The sequence below is a fragment of the Kitasatospora sp. NPDC056800 genome (genome assembly GCF_042789775.1).
Lineage (GTDB): Bacteria > Actinomycetota > Actinomycetes > Streptomycetales > Streptomycetaceae > Kitasatospora.
This window is the reverse complement of the sequence record NZ_JBHUAL010000224.1, coordinates 1-15,992: the sequence shown is the minus strand read 5'-3', so window position 1 is coordinate 15,992 and position 15,992 is coordinate 1. Positions and strand designations below refer to the sequence as shown.

Here is a 15,992-nt window from a genome sequence, read left to right as displayed (position 1 = left end):
GATCCGAGGATCGGGCGGGGGCCTCCGGTGTGGCGGGTGGGATCAGAAGCGGCGGGTCACCAGGGCCCGCTTCACTTCCTGGATCGCCTTGGTGACCTCGATGCCGCGCGGGCAGGCCTCCGAGCAGTTGAAGGTGGTGCGGCAGCGCCACACGCCCTCACGGTCGTTGAGGATCTCCAGGCGCTGCTCGGCACCCTCGTCGCGCGAGTCGAAGATGAAGCGGTGCGCGTTGACGATGGCGGCCGGGCCGAAGTACTGGCCGTCGTTCCAGAACACCGGGCAGGACGACGTGCACGCGGCGCACAGGATGCACTTGGTGGTGTCGTCGAAGCGCTCGCGGTCCTCGGCGGACTGCAGGCGCTCGCGGGTCGGCTCGTTCCCCTTGGTGATGAGGAACGGCATGACGTCCTTGTACGCCTGGAAGAACGGGTCCATGTCCACGACCAGGTCCTTGAGGACCGTGAGGCCCTTGATGGCCTCGATCGTGATCGGCTTCTCCGGGTTGACGTCCTTGATCAGGGTCTTGCACGCCAGCCGGTTGCGGCCGTTGATCCGCATGGCGTCGGAGCCGCAGATGCCGTGGGCGCAGGAACGGCGGTAGGTGAGGGTGCCGTCCTGCTCCCACTTGATCTTGTTGAGCGCGTCGAGGATGCGCTCCTTCGGGTCCATCGTCAGCTGGTAGTCGACCCACACCGGGTCCGGGTGCTCCTCCGGGTTGAACCGGCGGATCCGGACGGTGACGGTGATCGGCTGGACGGCACCGGCTTCGACCGCGTCCAGAGCGGCCGAGTGCTTCTCCACGGTCGGAGTGCTCATCAGTACTTACGCTCCATCGGCTGGTAGCGGGTCGTGACGACCGGCTTGTAGTCGAGGCGGATGGAGGTGCTGCCGTCGGCGGCGACCTCCTGGTACGCCATGGTGTGCTGCATGAACTTCACGTCGTCACGGGTCGGGAAGTCCTCGCGGTAGTGGCCGCCGCGGGACTCCTCGCGGGCCAGCGCGGAGACGGCCAGCACCTCGGCCAGGTCGAGCAGGTTGCCCAGCTCGACGGCCTCCAGGAGGTCCGTGTTGTAGCGGAAGCCCTTGTCCTGGATGGAGACGTTCTTGTAGCGCTCCTTCAGCGCGGCGATGTCCTCGACCGCCTGCTTCAGGGTGGCGCCGGTGCGGTACACCATGGCGTTGGTGTCCATGGTCTCCTGCAGCTCCTTGCGGATCTGCCCCACGGACTCGGTGCCGGTGCCCTCGCGCAGGCCGTCGACCAGGGCCTGGACCTTCTCGGCCGGGTTCTCGGGCAGCTCGACGAAGCCGTTCGCGTTGGCGTAGTCGGCGGCGGCGATGCCCGCGCGGCGGCCGAACACGTTGATGTCCAGCAGCGAGTTGGTGCCCAGGCGGTTGGCGCCGTGCACGGACACGCAGGCGACCTCGCCGGCCGCGTACAGGCCCGGGACGATGTCGGTGTTGTTGCGCAGGACCTCACCCTCGACGTTGGTCGGGATGCCGCCCATGGCGTAGTGCGCGGTGGGCTGGATCGGGATCGGGTCCGTGTAGGGCTCGATGCCGAGGTAGGTGCGCGCGAACTCGGTGATGTCCGGCAGCTTGGCGTCCAGCTGCTCCGGCGGCAGGTGGGTCAGGTCCAGGTAGACGTGGTCGCCGTCCGGACCGCAGCCGCGGCCTTCGCGGATCTCGGTGTAGATCGCGCGGGAGCAGACGTCACGGGACGCGAGGTCCTTCATGACGGGGGCGTAGCGCTCCATGAAGCGCTCGCCGTCCTTGTTGCGCAGGATGCCGCCCTCGCCGCGGGCGCCCTCGGTGAGCAGGATGCCCATGCGCCAGATGCCCGTCGGGTGGAACTGGAAGAACTCCATGTCCTCCAGCGGCAGGCCGCGGCGGTAGACCAGGGCCTGGCCGTCACCGGTGAGGGTGTGGGCGTTGGAGGAGACCTTGAAGAACTTGCCGGTGCCGCCGGAGGCGAACACGACCGACTTGGCCTGGAAGACGTGGATCTCGCCGGTGGCCAGCTCGTACGCGACGACGCCGGCCGTCTTGCCCTCGTTGATCAGCAGGTCGAGGACGTAGTACTCGTTGAAGAACTCGACGCCGTGCTTGACGCAGTTCTGGAACAGCGTCTGGAGGATCATGTGGCCGGTGCGGTCGGCCGCGTAGCACGAGCGGCGGACCGGGGCCTCGCCGTGGTTGCGGGAGTGGCCGCCGAAGCGGCGCTGGTCGATCCGGCCCTGCTCGGTGCGGGAGAAGGGAAGGCCCATCTTCTCCAGGTCGAGGACGGCGTCGATGGCCTCCTTGCACATGATCTCGGCGGCGTCCTGGTCGACCAGGTAGTCACCACCCTTGACCGTGTCGAAGGTGTGCCACTCCCAGTTGTCCTCCTCGACGTTGGCCAGGGCGGCGCACATGCCGCCCTGGGCCGCGCCGGTGTGGGACCGGGTCGGGTAGAGCTTGGTCAGGACGGCGGTGCGGCTGCGCTGCGTCGACTCGATGGCCGCGCGCATGCCGGCGCCGCCGGCGCCGACGATGACGGTGTCGTACTGGTGAATCTGCATGGGGGGTTAACTCGCCTCTGGCCTCTGCCGATGGTCGATGGTGCTCGCGGCTCAGATGTTGGGGTCGAAGGTGAAGATCACCAGGGTGCCCAGCAGCACGGTGAAGACCGTGGCGGTACCCATGAGCCCCTTGAGCCAGAGCCGGGTCGAGTCCTTCTCGGCATAGTCGTTGATGACCTGACGCATGCCGTTGGCGCCGTGCAGCATGGCGAGCCAGAGCATCAGGAGGTCCCAGCCCTGCCAGAACGGCGAGGCCCAGCGGCCGGCCACGAAGGCGAAGCCGATCTTGGAGACGCCGCCGTCGAGCACCAGCATGATCAGCAGGTGGCCGAGGATCAGCACGACCAGAACGACACCGGACAGGCGCATGAAGAGCCAGGCCAGCATCTCGAAGTTGGTGCGGGTGCGACGCGGGGTCTTCGTGGTCCGCTTGCGCGGAGGCTCGATGACGAACGCGTCGGCCGGGTTGCCGGTGCCCAGTCCCTTGCCGGTGTGCGCCTGCTTCGAGGGGACGACGATGGCGTCGGAGTATTCCGTGGACATGTCTCGGCTCACTTCCCGAACCAGGAGATCAGCGTGTGCTGGAGGATCCCGTAGAAGGAACCGGCCATCAGGACGACCCAGACGCCGACGACGCTCCAGAGCATCTGCTTCTGGTACTTCGGGCCCTTCGACCAGAAGTCCACTGCGACGACGCGCAGGCCGTTCAGGGCGTGGAACAGGATGGCGGCCACCAGGCCGTACTCCATCAGGTTCACGAGCGGAGTCTTGTACGTCTGGATGACGGTGTCGTAGGACTCCGGCGACACTCGCACGAGGGCGGTGTCGAGGACGTGGGCGAACAGGAAGAAGAAGATGAGGACGCCGGTGACTCGATGAGCCACCCAGCTCCACATGCCTTCCCGGCCGCGGTACAGCGTTCCAGCCGGCACGGAAAAACCCTCCGGAAGCGATTGGGGGCTCGGCCGGCTTCGGTGTCGGTCAGCCCGGCCGGGTACGGTCCACCGGCCGCCAGCATCCTATCGACGCCTTGTCGTGAACCGCCTCCGGGGGCCCCAGGTGTGATCAATCAGGCACTTCTGGCCTAGTGGGGCGGGAACCAAACCCGGAGTCATCACGATGGGTGACGACATGCTCGCGCCCCGCGTCGGTGGGCGCGGGGCGCGGCGGTCGGATCCGGTAGCGGGGTCGGTTCACTCGTCCGGGCGGTTTCGTGATCGTTGTCACCCGGCAGGGTGAAGAGGGGGCGTGATGCGGGCTCAGCGCGCCGCGGTCTCCGGGTGGGTGGCGACCAGGTGCTCCAGTCGGGTGAGGGCGATCCGGCGGAGTTCGTCGGACGCGATCAGCCGCTCCTCGTCCGGGTCGTTGGCGAGGCGGGTGCGGATCGAGGAGAGCACGGTGTCGAGCATCTCCTCCGGGGCGACCCCTTCCAGGCAGACCACGAAGACGTGGCCGAACCGGGCCTCGTACGCGGCGTGCGCCGCCCGCAGCGCGGTGTGGGCGGCCTGGCTGCCGGGAGCCCGCATGCCGAGCAGGGGCTGCGGCATCCAGCTCTCGTCCGCCAGGGCCTCGGTGAGGTCGGCCGGTCGGAGGTCGTAGGAGGCCTCGCTGGCGGCGGCCAGCAGGGACTCGATGTCGGGGTAGGGCCGGTGCGCGGTCAGGCGCAGGGCCCAGCGGTGGCTGCCGCAGCAGGCCAGGAGGGCCTCCTCGGCGGCACCGGCGTCGGCTTCGTTGAAGCGGTGCAGCCCGAGGAGGGTCGGCTCTGTTCTGACGTCGAGCCGCTGTGACGGGATGTCGCTGGCCAGCGGGTCCTCCTCGTGAGGGCGGGAAGGTGCCGGTGGAACGGGGTGGTGCGCAGGTGGGATGGGGGCTGCCGAGGGGCGCGCGAGCGCCGGTCGTTCAGCGCCTCAAAGGTAGTTGAGCGGTCATCAGTTGGGGAGGGCGCGCGCCGAATTCATCCGGACGAGCTATCAAGTTGTGACGTTGACACCTGCACGTCAGCGCCCTCCCCGCCCGTTCCCGGGCTCAGTCGCGGTGGACCTTGTGGTTGGCGGCCTGCGCCCTCGGGCGGACCACCAGCAGGTCGATGTTCACGTGCGAGGGCCGGGTGACCGCCCACGCCACGGTGTCCGCGATGTCCTCCGAGGTGAGCGGTTCGGCCACGCCCGCGTACACCGCGGCGGCCTTCTCCTCGTCGCCGCGGAAGCGGGTGACCGCGAAGCCCTCGGACTTCACCATGCCGGGGGCGATCTCGATCACCCGGATCGGCTCCCCGCACAGCTCCAGCCGCAGCGTGGCGGCGATGGTGTGCGCGGCGTGCTTGGCGGCGACGTACCCGCCGCCGCCCTCGTACGCGGCCAGCGCGGCGGTCGAGGAGAGCACCAGGACCGTGCCGTCGCCGGTCGCCCGCAGGGCCGGCAGCAGGGCCTGGGTCACCTGCAGCACGCCGAGCACGTTCACCTCGTACATGGCCCGCCAGTCGGCCGGGTCGCCGTGCTCGACGGTCTCGGCGCCGATCGCGCCGCCGGCGTTGTTCACCAGGACGTCCACCCGGCCGACGGCGGCCGCGAAGGCGTCCACCGCGGCCCGGTCGGTGACGTCCAGGGTGACGGCCCGGGCGGAGCCGCCCCGCTCGGCGATCTCCTTGGCCAGCGCCTCGACGCGGTCGGTGCGGCGGGCGGTCAGCACCACGTCGAAGCCCTCGGCGGCCAGCCGGCGGGCGGTCGCCGCGCCGATTCCGCTGCTGGCACCGGTGACCACGGCCACCTTCTGCTCGGTCATTGCCACTCCCTGGGGCTCATCGGTCGTTCACCCGATCATCTCAACCGCGCCGCCGCTCCGGCGGGCCGGTCGCCTCCCGCACGGCGGGGAGCCCGATAGTGCGAGGACCCCGTTCCCCCAGCCCCGGAGGGCCCCATGGCAGCCGAGCCGCGCCGCGCCGAGTCCGGCTTCGAGATCGAGCCGGTGTACGGCCCCGGGTCGCCGGCCGGCTGGGACGCCGACGCCCGGCTGGGCCGGCCGGGGGAGTACCCCTTCACCCGGGGCGTCTACCCGACGATGTACACCGGCCGCCCGTGGACGATGCGCCAGTACGCGGGCTTCGGCACCGCCGCCGAGTCCAACGCCCGCTACCGGCAGCTGATCGCGGGCGGCGGCACCGGCCTCTCGGTCGCCTTCGACCTGCCCACCCAGATGGGCTACGACTCGGACGCGCCGCTCGCCGCCGGGGAGGTCGGCCGGGTGGGCGTCGCCGTGGACAGCGTCGAGGACATGGCGGTGCTGTTCGACGGCATCCCGCTCGGCGGGGTGTCCACCTCGATGACCGTCAACGCGCCCGCCGCGCTGCTCCTGCTCCTCTACCAACTGGTCGGCGAGGCCCAGGGGGTGGCGCCGTCGGCGCTCACCGGGACGGTCCAGAACGACGTGTTGAAGGAGTACATCGCCCGCGGCACCTACATCTTCCCGCCGGAGCCCTCGCTGCGGCTGGCCGCCGACGTGTTCCGCTACTGCCGGGCCGAGGTCCCGCGCTGGAACACCATCTCGATCTCCGGCTACCACATGGCCGAGGCCGGGGCCGATCCCGCGCAGGAGGTCGCCTTCACCCTGGCCAACGGCATCGCCTACGTCCGCACCGCGCTCGCCGCCGGGATGGCCGTGGACGACTTCGCCCCCCGGCTCTCGTTCTTCTTCGTGGCCCGCACGACCCTGTTGGAGGAAGTGGCCAAGTTCCGCGCCGCACGCAGGATTTGGGCCAGAATCATGCGGGAAGGATTCGGCGCCCGGGACCCGCGCTCGCAGATGCTGCGCTTCCACACCCAGACCGCGGGGGTGCAGCTCACCGCCCAGCAGCCCGAGGTCAACCTGGCCAGGGTCACCGTCCAGGCGCTCGCCGCGGTGCTCGGCGGCACCCAGTCGCTGCACACCAACGGCTTCGACGAGGCGATCGCGCTGCCCACCGAGAAGGCCGCCCGGCTCGCCCTGCGCACCCAGCAGGTGCTCGCGTACGAGACCGACGTGACGGCCACCGTCGACCCGTTCGCCGGCTCCTACGCCGTCGAGTCGCTCACCGACGGGGTGGAGGCCGCCGCGCGGGCGCTGATGGACCGGATCGAGGAGCAGGGCGGCGCGGTGGCCGCGATCGAACTCGGCTACCAGAAGGGCGAGATCGAGCGCACCGCCTACCGGCTCCAGCAGGAGACCGACTCCGGGGAGCGGACCGTGGTCGGGGTCAACCGCTTCCGGTCGGACACGGAGGAGCCGTACCAGCCGCTGCGGGTGGACCCGGCGATCGAGGAGCGGCAGGCGCGGCGGCTGGCCCGGCTGCGGGCCGAGCGCTCGGCCGGTGCCGTCACCCGGGCGCTGGACGGGCTGCGCCGCACCGCCGAGGGGACGGGGAACGTGCTGTACCCGATGAAGGAGGCGCTGGCCGCCCGGGCCACCGTCGGCGAGGTGTGCGACGCGCTGCGCGGGGTGTGGGGGACGTACGCCCCGGTGGAGCGCTTCTGACCACCAGCTGAACAGTCGTCAACCCGCCGGTGCCGTCGGGGGGGTTGGCGGCCGTGACCGCCGGCCCGGGGGATCGTTGCACAGGGCACGCAACCCGGGGAAGGCGGCTGAAACAAGATGTCATACCCACGTGTCCGGCCGGTATGCGCCCATCCGGGGACTAGTTTTCCGGAAGTCGGGCCAAATCCCCCCAACAGGCCTACGATTGGGGAGATGAACCGTCCTGAGCCCGCTCAGTCGGGCGCCACTCTGGCCGCCGTACGCCCCGCCGCCGATCTGCGCGACCGGGTCCGGGCGCTGGAGCCCGAGCTGATCGCCTTCCGTCGTGATCTGCACCGGCACCCGGAGCTGGGCCGCCAGGAGTTCCGAACCACCGGGCTGCTGCGCGACCGTCTGGTGGCCGCCGGCCTCGAACCCCGGGTGCTGCCCGGCGGCACCGGCATGCTCGTCGACATCGTCCCGCCCGGCACCACGCCGGGGACGGAGTTCCTGGCCTTCCGCGCCGACATCGACGCGCTGCCCATCGACGACGCCAAGACCGATGTGCCGTACCGCTCCACCGTCCCCGGCCGGGCCCACGCCTGCGGCCACGACGTGCACACCTCGGTGGTGCTCGGCACCGGCCTGGTGCTGGCGGAGGCCGTCCGCGCCGGCGAGCTGCGCCGGCCCGTCCGGCTGGTGTTCCAGCCCGCCGAGGAGGTCATGCCGGGCGGCGCGCTGGACGTGATCAAGGCCGGCGGGATGGCGGGCGTCGGTCGGATCTTCGCGGTGCACTGCGACCCCAAGGTGGAGGTCGGCCGGATCGCCCTGCGGGTCGGGGCGATCACCTCGGCCTGTGACCGCCTGGTGCTCCACCTGGACGGCCCCGGCGGGCACACCGCCCGTCCGCACCTGACCACCGATCTGGTCACCGCGGTCGCCAGGATGGCCGCCGACCTCCCGGGCGCGCTGGCCCGCCGGATGGACCCGCGCTGGGGCGTCAGCCTGGTCTGGGGGCGGATCGCCTCCGGCTCCGCGCCCAACGTCATCCCACAGCACGCCGAACTGGAGGGCACCGTCCGCTGCCTGGAGCTGGACGGCTGGCGCGAGGCGCCGGACCTGTTGCACGAGCTGATCGCCAAGGTGTCCGAGACCTACCGGGCCAAGTGGACGCTGGACTACCACCGCGGGGTGCCGCCGGTGGTCAACGAGGCGGTCTCGGTCGCGCGGTTGGACGAGGCGATGAACGCCCGCTTCGGCGCGGACGGGGCCCAGGTGGTCGAGGGAACCGAGCAGAGCCTGGGCGGCGAGGACTTCTCCTGGTACCTGGAGCACGCCCCGGGCGCGCTGGCCCGGCTCGGCGTCCGGGCGCCCGGCGACGCCACCGTCCGGGACCTCCACCAGGGCCGGTTCGACGTGGACGAGCGGGCGATCGGCATCGGGGTGGAGCTGTTCTCGGCGCTGGCCCTGGAGGCGGACGGCAGCTGACGGCGGGCCGGGCGCGGCGGAGCGGGGTGACGGTTCCGGGGGCGGCGCGGGTGAAGCGGAACGGTCGGATCCGGGGGGTCCGGAACGGTTCCGTAAACTGGGCCGCACCAACCTCGGATCACCGTCCGCGCATGGGATAGAGCCTCAGGAAGAACATCAGACCACGGTTTGATAACAACCCGAACGCTCTGGCACCCCGTAACACAACCGTGTTCTACGCGCGTTACGGTGGCGACCGACCACGCCAAACGGTTGCGTGTAGAAGGAGATATCCCCTTGCGCCGTTCAATGAAGCTCGCCGCGGTTGTGCTCTCGGGTTCCCTGGGCATGGCCTCGCTCGCCGCTTGCGGCGCAAAGAGCACCGACAACTCCTCCTCCGCCGGCTCGGGCGACGGTTCGCTCAAGGTCGGCATGGCCTACGACATCGGCGGCCGCGGCGACCAGTCGTTCAACGACTCCGCCGCCCGTGGCCTCGACAGGGCCAAGTCCGAGCTGGGCGTCTCCGTGACCGAGGCCGAGGCCAAGCAGGGCGAGGCCGAGGCCGACAAGGAGACCCGTCTCAAGAACCTGATCGACGCGGGCTACAAGACGATCGTCGCGGTCGGCTTCGTCTACCAGCCGGCCGTCAACAAGGTCGCCAAGGACAACCCGAACGTGAAGTTCGCGATCATCGACTCGAACGACAAGGACCAGCCGGCCAACGTCACCTCGCTGCTCTTCGCCGAGCAGGAGGGTTCGTACCTGGCCGGTGTCGCCGCCGCGAACAAGTCGAAGGCCAAGCACGTCGGCTTCATCGGCGGTGTGCAGTCCGAGCTGATCAAGAAGTTCGAGGCCGGCTACAAGGCGGGTGTGAAGTCCGTCGACCCGAACATCACGGTCGAGACCACCTACCTGAGCACCCCGCCGGACTTCACCGGCTTCGCCTCGCCCGACAAGGGCAAGGAGTCCGCCCAGGGCCAGCTCGACAAGGGCGCGGACGTCATCTACACCGCCGCCGGCTCCTCCGGCAACGGCGCCATCGAGGCCGTCGCCAACAAGCAGGGCGCCTGGGCCATCGGTGTCGACTCCGACCAGGCCAGCCAGCCGGCCCTGGCGAAGTACAAGAACAGCATCCTGACCTCGATGGTCAAGAACGTCGACACCGCGGTGTTCTCGTACGTCCAGTCGGTCAAGCAGGGCCAGACCCCGACCGGCATCAAGCTGTTCGACCTGAAGGCCGACGGTGTCTCGCTCGCCACCACCGGCGGCAAGATCGACGACATCCAGGACAAGCTGAAGGCCGCCGCCGACGCGATCAAGTCCGGCGCCACCACGATCCCGACCGCGCCGGCCGGCCAGTAAGGCCCGCGCGTCCCGGACGCCGCAGCGCCTGCCGCCTGCCCGGCAGCGCGACGCAACACGACACAGTTCACGGGAGGGGCCCGGCAGGGTGCGCTCAACGCGTACCCCCGGGCCCTGTTCCGTCTCCCCATGTTCCCCCTTGGCCCTCCCAGCGCAACGACGCGCCTCCAGACCACCAGGAGATCGCCATCACCGCATCCGACCCCGTCCCCCCGCGCGAGGACGGCACCCCCAGCGCGGGGACGGCGACACCGGCCGTCGAGCTGCGCGGCATCACCAAGCGCTTCCCGGGTGTCGTGGCCAACCACGACATCAACCTGACCGTCCGCACCGGCACCGTGCACGCCCTGATGGGTGAGAACGGCGCCGGCAAGTCGACGCTGATGAAGATCCTCTACGGCATGCAGAAGCCGGACGAGGGCACCATCGCGATCAACGGCGAGCTGTGCGAGTTCCACACCCCCGGCGACGCCATCTCCCGCGGCATCGGCATGGTGCACCAGCACTTCATGCTCGCCGACAACCTCACGGTGTGGGAGAACGTCGTCCTCGGCGGCGAGAAGCTCCACGGCATCGGCGCCAAGGCGAAGGCGAAGATCAAGGAGATCTCCGACCAGTACGGCCTGGGCGTGCGCCCGGACGCCCTGGTCGAGGACCTCGGCGTCGCCGACCGCCAGCGCGTCGAGATCCTCAAGGTGCTGTACCGCGGCGCCAAGATCCTGATCCTGGACGAGCCCACGGCCGTGCTCGTCCCGCAGGAGGTCGACGCGCTGTTCGACAACCTGCGGGACCTCAAGTCCGAGGGCGTCACCGTCATCTTCATCTCGCACAAGCTGCACGAGGTGCTCGCGGTGGCCGACGCGATCAGCGTCATCCGGCGCGGTACCACGGTCGGCGACGCCGACCCGAAGGCCGTCACCGCCCGCCAGCTCGCCGAGCTGATGGTCGGCGCCGAGCTGCCCTCCCCGGAGAGCCGCGAGTCGACCGTCACCGACACCGTGATGCTCGACGTCGAGGGCCTGCGGATCGCCAAGACCGACGCCGAGGGCATCGAGCGCGTCGTCCTGGACGACATCTCGCTGCGCATCCGCAAGGGCGAGATCCTCGGCATCGCCGGTGTCGAGGGCAACGGCCAGGCCGAGCTGGTCGAGGCCGTCATGGGCATGCTGCCGCTGAACGCCGGCACCGTCACCCTGGACGGCAAGGACCTCTCCGGCACCCTGACCCGGGCCCGCCGCGAGGCCGGCATCGGCTACATCCCCGAGGACCGCCACAAGCACGGCCTGCTGCTGGAGGCCCCGCTCTGGGAGAACCGCATCCTCGGCCACGTCACCGAGGCGCCCAACTCCAAGGGCCTGCTGCTGGACCCGGCCGCCGCCCGGACGGACACCTGGCGGATCGTCGAGGAGTACGACGTCCGCACCCCCGGCATCGAGGTCACCGCGGCCTCGCTCTCCGGCGGCAACCAGCAGAAGCTGATCATCGGCCGCGAGATGAGCCACCAGCCCAAGCTCCTGATCGCCGCCCACCCCACCCGTGGCGTGGACGTCGGCGCGCAGGCGCAGATCTGGGAGCACATCCGGGTCGCCCAGCGGGCCGGCCTGGCCGTCCTGCTGATCTCCGCGGACCTGGACGAGCTGATCGGCCTGTCCGACACCATCCGGGTCATCTACCGCGGCCGCCTGGTCGCCGACGCCGACCCGGCCACCGTCACCGCCGAGGACCTCGGTACCGCGATGACCGGTGCCGCCAGCGGCCACCTGGAGTCCGAGCCGGAGGCCGTCGCCGAGGCGCAGGCCGTCGCGGCCGAGGGCACCGAGGCCGAGGCCGGGCACCAGCCCACCGACACCGCCGACGACCCGCAGGCGGGGGAGTAACCCATGACCAGTCCCAATCCCGCAGCCGCGAAGCCCGGCCTGGCCCAGCGGTTCAGCGGTGAGCGGATCGTGCTCGCGCTGGCGGCGCCGGTGCTCGCGGTCCTGCTCTCCGTGGCGATCTGTTCCGTCCTGCTGGCGACCTCGGGCAAGAACCCGTTCGACGCCTGGAACGTGATGCTCACGTACGCCAGCAAGTCGGACGGCCAGGTGGGCATCCTCAACCGGTCCACCACCTACTACCTGGCCGCCGCGGCCGCCGCGTTCGGGTTCCGGATGAACCTGTTCAACATCGGCGTCGAGGGCCAGTACAAGGTCGCGGCGCTGTTCGCGGCCTTCGTCGGCGCCAAGGTGGACCTGCCGGCCTTCATCCAGATCCCGCTGCTGCTGGTCACCGCCATGCTGGTCGGCGGCCTGTACGCGAGCGTCGCCGGTCTGCTGAAGGTCTACCGCGGTGTCAGCGAGGTCATCTCGACCATCATGCTGAACTCGATCGCGACCGCGATCATCGGTCTGCTGCTCGTCCCCGGCATCTTCGCGCCGAAGACCAGCGGCACCACCAACTCGATCCAGACCGAGCCGATCTCGCAGTCCAGCCACTTCTTCGCGATGGAGACGGCCGGCGGGACGCTCTGGGGCTTCATCTTCGTCGCCGCCCTGGTCGGTGTGGTCTTCCAGTTCGTGCTGACCCGCACCCGCTTCGGCTTCGACCTGCGCGCCACCGGCCGCTCGGAGTCCGCCGCGACCGCCTCCGGCGTGAACGTCAAGCGCATGGTGGTCATCTCGATGGTCGTCTCCGGCGCCATCGCCGGTCTGATCGGCCTGCCGGAGCTCCTGCAGAACTCGCACTACTTCGGCCAGAGCTTCCAGCCCGGCCTGGGCTTCCTGGGCATCTCGATCGCCCTGCTCGGCCGGAACAGCCCGATCGGCATCGCCTTCGCGGCGCTGCTGTTCGCCTTCCTGGACGTCACCGGCTCGGTGCTGCCGCTCCAGGGCGGCTTCCCCTTCGAGATCGTCGACGTCATGAAGGGCACCATCGTCATCTGCGTCGTCGTCGCGTACGAGCTGGTGCGCCGCTACGGCCTGAAGCGCCAGCAGCAGAAGGTCGGCGCCCAGCTCGCCGCCCAGGCCGCCGCGAACAGTGAGAAGAAGGAGGTGTCCGCATGAGCACGGCTACCGCTGCGCGTGCGAAGGCGCCGGGCGCACCCGCGAAGAAGCGCAAGCTGTCCTGGCCGGTCGTCCTGCTGCTGATCGCGGGCGCCCTGGTGCTGTTCTCCGCCGTGGGCATGGCCACCGGCAACCACTCGCTGACCTCCTCCGGGCAGATCACCGCCGCGCTCGGCGCGGCCGTGCCGATCGGCATGGCCGGTCTGGGCGGTCTCTGGTCCGAGCGGGCCGGCGTGGTCAACATCGGTCTCGAAGGCATGATGGTCGCCGGCACCTTCTGCGGTGCCTGGGCGGGCTACCTGGTCAACCCGTGGGTCGGCCTGCTGGCCGGCATGCTGGGCGGGGCGCTCGGCGGCCTGCTGCACGCGGTCGTCACCGTCACCTTCGGCGTCGACCACATCGTCTCCGGCGTCGGCATCAACCTGCTGATCCCCGGCATCTGCGCGTACGTCAACCGGATCTACTACAAGGACTACGTCTCGGCCGGTGCCGGCCAGAACCAGTCCCCGCCGGCGGACCCGCTGCCGTACATCACCGTCCCGGGCCTGTCCTCCGGGCTGAAGAGCATCGAGAACCACCACTGGTTCCTGGTCTCGGACGTCGCGGGCGTGCTCGGCGGCCTGGTCACCAACATCTCGGTGGTCGTGCTGGTGGCCGGCGCGCTGATCGTGGTCAGCTACTTCGCGCTCTGGCGCACGGTGTTCGGCCTGCGGCTGCGCTCCTGCGGCGAGAACCCGACCGCCGCCGAGTCGCTGGGCGTCAACGTCTACAAGTACAAGTACCTCGCGGTCATCGCCTCCGGTGCCTTCGCCGGCCTCGGCGGGGCGTACCTCTCGCTGGTCGCGGCGCACTTCTACAAGGACGGCCAGACCCTCGGCCGCGGCTTCATCGGCCTCGCCGCGATGATCTTCGGCAACTGGATGCCGGGCGGCCTCGCCATGGGCGCCGGCCTGTTCGGCTTCACCGACAGCCTCCAGCTGCGCGACCCGGAGTCGGTGCACGTGATGATCCTGATCGTGGGCATCGCGATGGTGCTGCTTGCGCTCTGGCACCTGTACCGCCGCAAGTACACCGCGACGGTGGCCTCCTTCGTGGTGGCGGCCGGCCTGATCGCCTGGTACTCGTTCACCGACGAGGTGCAGCGCCCGCTGATCGTCGCCACGCCGTACCTGATCACCCTGGTGGTGCTCTCGCTGGCCGCGCAACGGCTGCGGATGCCGAAGGCGGACGGCCAGATCTACCGCAAGGGCCAGGGCAAGTGACCGCCGACGGGCCCGCGGCGCCGCCCGCGATCGACTGGGAGCTGCTGCGTTCGGCGGCGCGCGAGGCCATGGGCCGCGCGTACGCGCCGTACAGCAGGTTCCCGGTCGGCGCGGCCGCGCTGGTGGACGACGGCCGGGTGGTCACGGGCTGCAACGTCGAGAACGCCTCGTACGGGCTGGGGCTGTGCGCCGAGTGCGGGCTGGTGTCCGCGCTGCACTCCTCCGGCGGCGGCCGGCTGGTCGCCTTCACCTGTGTGGACGGTGCCGGCGAACTGCTGATGCCGTGCGGGCGCTGCCGCCAGCTGCTGTACGAGCACGGCGGGCCGGGGCTGCTGATCGAACTGGCCTCGGGCATCAAGCCGATGAGCGAGGTCCTGCCCGACGCGTTCGGGCCGGAACGGCTCTAGCCTCCCTTTCTGTTACGCGCGTAGAGTGTCGCGAGTGGGCCGGAACCCGGTCATCTCGCGACACTCTTCGCTTTTGAAACCCCTCTTGGAGCACGCATGGACGCCATCTCCGTCATCAGGACCAAGCGCGATCGCGGAGAACTGAGCGACGCTCAGATCGACTGGGTCATCGACGCCTACACCCGCGGCGAGGTCGCCGACGAGCAGATGTCCGCACTGGCGATGGCGATCCTGCTGAACGGCATGAAGCCGCACGAGATCAGCCGCTGGACCGACGCCATGATCCGCTCCGGCGTCCGGATGGACTTCTCCTCGCTGCCGCTGCCCACCAGCGACAAGCACTCCACCGGCGGCGTCGGCGACAAGATCACCCTGCCGCTCGCCCCGCTGGTCGCCGCCTGCGGCGCCGCCGTCCCGCAGCTCTCCGGCCGCGGCCTCGGCCACACCGGCGGCACCCTCGACAAGCTGGAGTCCATCCCCGGCTGGCGCGCCCTGCTCTCCAACGAGGAGATGATGGACGTGCTGGGCTCCGTCGGCGCGGTGATCTGCGCGGCCGGCGACGGCCTCGCGCCCGCCGACAAGAAGCTGTACGCGCTGCGCGACGTCACCGGCACCGTCGAGGCCATCCCGCTGATCGCCTCCTCGATCATGTCGAAGAAGATCGCCGAGGGCACCGGCGCGCTGGTCCTGGACGTCAAGGTCGGCTCCGGGGCGTTCATGAAGAACCTGGACGACGCCCGCGAACTCGCCCGCACCATGGTCGGCCTGGGCACCACCGCCGGGGTCAACACCGTCGCCCTGCTCACCGACATGTCCACCCCGCTCGGCCTCACCGCGGGCAACGCGCTGGAGGTCCGCGAGTCCGTCGAGGTGCTCGCGGGCGGCGGCCCGGCCGACGTCGTCGAGCTCACCCTCGCGCTCGCCCGCGAGATGCTCGCCGCGGCCGGCGTCCACGGCAAGGACCCGGCGGACGCGCTGCGCGACGGCACCGCGATGGACCACTGGCGCCGCATGATCGCCGCCCAGGGCGGCGACGTCGACGCCCCGCTCCCGGTCGCCCGCGAGCAGCACGTCATCCCGGCCCCCGCCTCCGGCGTGCTCACCACGCTGGACGCCTACGCGATCGGCGTCAGCGCCTGGCGCCTGGGCGCCGGCCGCGCCCGCAAGGAGGACCCGGTGCAGGCCGGCGCCGGCATCGAGATGCACGCCAAGCCCGGCGACACCGTGGTGGCCGGCCAGCCCCTGCTGACCCTGCACACCGACACCCCCGAGCGCTTCGACTACGCCGTCGAGGCCCTGGCCGGCGGCATCGAGGTCGCCCCGGCGGGCACCGCCTTCACCCCGAACCCGATCGTCCTCGACCGCATCGCCTGAGCACGGTCGTGAACGAGCCGCCCGCCGGTGCACCGG

At 70.6% G+C, this 15,992-nt stretch carries 14 protein-coding genes; 8 read left to right on the top strand and 6 right to left on the bottom strand.

Translation table 11 applies throughout. From position 1 onward, the window contains the following. Positions 1–42 precede the first annotated feature (42 nt). The 6 genes from ACFRQN_RS34560 to ACFRQN_RS34535 form a co-directional block, all read right to left on the bottom strand. Positions 43–816 carry a succinate dehydrogenase iron-sulfur subunit gene (locus ACFRQN_RS34560; RefSeq protein WP_049649181.1) on the bottom strand — a complete coding sequence of 258 codons (774 nt, stop codon included), beginning with the start codon at positions 814–816 and terminating at the stop codon, positions 43–45. Beyond that, on the bottom strand, positions 816–2,558 hold the full coding sequence (gene sdhA, locus ACFRQN_RS34555) for a succinate dehydrogenase flavoprotein subunit (RefSeq protein ID WP_049649182.1): 1,743 nt from the start codon (positions 2,556–2,558) through the stop codon (positions 816–818). Before sdhA ends, ACFRQN_RS34560 begins: the two co-directional genes overlap by 1 nt. 51 nt (positions 2,559–2,609) lie before the next feature. Next, entirely contained in the window at positions 2,610–3,101 is a 492-nt protein-coding gene (sdhD, locus tag ACFRQN_RS34550) for a succinate dehydrogenase, hydrophobic membrane anchor protein (protein ID WP_049649183.1), read from the bottom strand. An 8-nt stretch (positions 3,102–3,109) separates the two neighbouring features. Continuing rightward, complete coding sequence (sdhC, locus tag ACFRQN_RS34545; RefSeq protein ID WP_074003919.1) at positions 3,110–3,490, bottom strand: succinate dehydrogenase, cytochrome b556 subunit; 381 nt, start codon at positions 3,488–3,490, stop codon at positions 3,110–3,112. Between the two features lie 327 nt (positions 3,491–3,817). Further along, positions 3,818–4,255 carry a 2-oxo-4-hydroxy-4-carboxy-5-ureidoimidazoline decarboxylase gene (locus ACFRQN_RS34540; RefSeq protein ID WP_369808249.1) on the bottom strand — a complete coding sequence of 146 codons (438 nt, stop codon included), beginning with the start codon at positions 4,253–4,255 and terminating at the stop codon, positions 3,818–3,820. Between the two features lie 328 nt (positions 4,256–4,583). Then, the gene (locus tag ACFRQN_RS34535; RefSeq protein ID WP_049649186.1) at positions 4,584–5,339 is read right to left on the bottom strand and encodes an SDR family oxidoreductase; all 756 of its coding nucleotides are present in this window, start codon (positions 5,337–5,339) and stop codon (positions 4,584–4,586) included. 135 nt (positions 5,340–5,474) lie between these two features. Between ACFRQN_RS34535 and ACFRQN_RS34530 the strand changes: the two genes are divergently transcribed. From ACFRQN_RS34530 to ACFRQN_RS34495, 8 genes are all read left to right on the top strand, one after another. Then, complete coding sequence (locus ACFRQN_RS34530; RefSeq protein WP_380744364.1) at positions 5,475–7,064, top strand: methylmalonyl-CoA mutase; 1,590 nt, start codon at positions 5,475–5,477, stop codon at positions 7,062–7,064. Between the two features lie 213 nt (positions 7,065–7,277). Beyond that, complete coding sequence (locus tag ACFRQN_RS34525) at positions 7,278–8,531, top strand: amidohydrolase (RefSeq protein WP_082345152.1); 1,254 nt, start codon at positions 7,278–7,280, stop codon at positions 8,529–8,531. 276 nt (positions 8,532–8,807) lie between these two features. Next, positions 8,808–9,872, top strand: coding sequence for a BMP family protein (locus ACFRQN_RS34520; protein ID WP_380744362.1), 1,065 nt, complete (start codon positions 8,808–8,810; stop codon positions 9,870–9,872). A 296-nt stretch (positions 9,873–10,168) separates the two neighbouring features. Continuing rightward, the gene (locus ACFRQN_RS34515; RefSeq protein WP_079272372.1) at positions 10,169–11,749 is read left to right on the top strand and encodes an ABC transporter ATP-binding protein; all 1,581 of its coding nucleotides are present in this window, start codon (positions 10,169–10,171) and stop codon (positions 11,747–11,749) included. A gap of 3 nt (positions 11,750–11,752) precedes the next feature. Further along, positions 11,753–12,913: an ABC transporter permease gene (locus tag ACFRQN_RS34510; RefSeq protein ID WP_074003915.1), complete on the top strand. Its 1,161-nt coding sequence runs from the start codon at positions 11,753–11,755 to the stop codon at positions 12,911–12,913. After that, positions 12,910–14,175, top strand: coding sequence for an ABC transporter permease (locus ACFRQN_RS34505; RefSeq protein ID WP_074003914.1), 1,266 nt, complete (start codon positions 12,910–12,912; stop codon positions 14,173–14,175). Before ACFRQN_RS34510 ends, ACFRQN_RS34505 begins: the two co-directional genes overlap by 4 nt. Further along, on the top strand, positions 14,172–14,582 hold the full coding sequence (locus ACFRQN_RS34500) for a cytidine deaminase (RefSeq protein ID WP_049649192.1): 411 nt from the start codon (positions 14,172–14,174) through the stop codon (positions 14,580–14,582). The genes ACFRQN_RS34505 and ACFRQN_RS34500 overlap by 4 nt, the downstream gene beginning before the upstream one ends. Positions 14,583–14,678: 96 nt before the next feature. After that, positions 14,679–15,956 (top strand): thymidine phosphorylase, encoded by a 1,278-nt coding sequence (locus ACFRQN_RS34495; RefSeq protein WP_049649193.1) that lies wholly within the window; start codon positions 14,679–14,681, stop codon positions 15,954–15,956. Positions 15,957–15,992: the final 36 nt, after the last annotated feature.

Coding starts and splice junctions, on each gene's coding strand:
- ACFRQN_RS34560 (WP_049649181.1), bottom strand. CDS start 816: ATGAGCACTCCGACCGTGGAGAAGCACTCGGCCGCTCTGGACGCGGTC.
- sdhA (WP_049649182.1), bottom strand. CDS start 2,558: ATGCAGATTCACCAGTACGACACCGTCATCGTCGGCGCCGGCGGCGCC.
- sdhD (WP_049649183.1), bottom strand. CDS start 3,101: ATGTCCACGGAATACTCCGACGCCATCGTCGTCCCCTCGAAGCAGGCG.
- ACFRQN_RS34535 (WP_049649186.1), bottom strand. CDS start 5,339: ATGACCGAGCAGAAGGTGGCCGTGGTCACCGGTGCCAGCAGCGGAATC.
- ACFRQN_RS34530 (WP_380744364.1), top strand. CDS start 5,475: ATGGCAGCCGAGCCGCGCCGCGCCGAGTCCGGCTTCGAGATCGAGCCG.
- ACFRQN_RS34525 (WP_082345152.1), top strand. CDS start 7,278: ATGAACCGTCCTGAGCCCGCTCAGTCGGGCGCCACTCTGGCCGCCGTA.
- ACFRQN_RS34510 (WP_074003915.1), top strand. CDS start 11,753: ATGACCAGTCCCAATCCCGCAGCCGCGAAGCCCGGCCTGGCCCAGCGG.
- ACFRQN_RS34505 (WP_074003914.1), top strand. CDS start 12,910: ATGAGCACGGCTACCGCTGCGCGTGCGAAGGCGCCGGGCGCACCCGCG.
- ACFRQN_RS34495 (WP_049649193.1), top strand. CDS start 14,679: ATGGACGCCATCTCCGTCATCAGGACCAAGCGCGATCGCGGAGAACTG.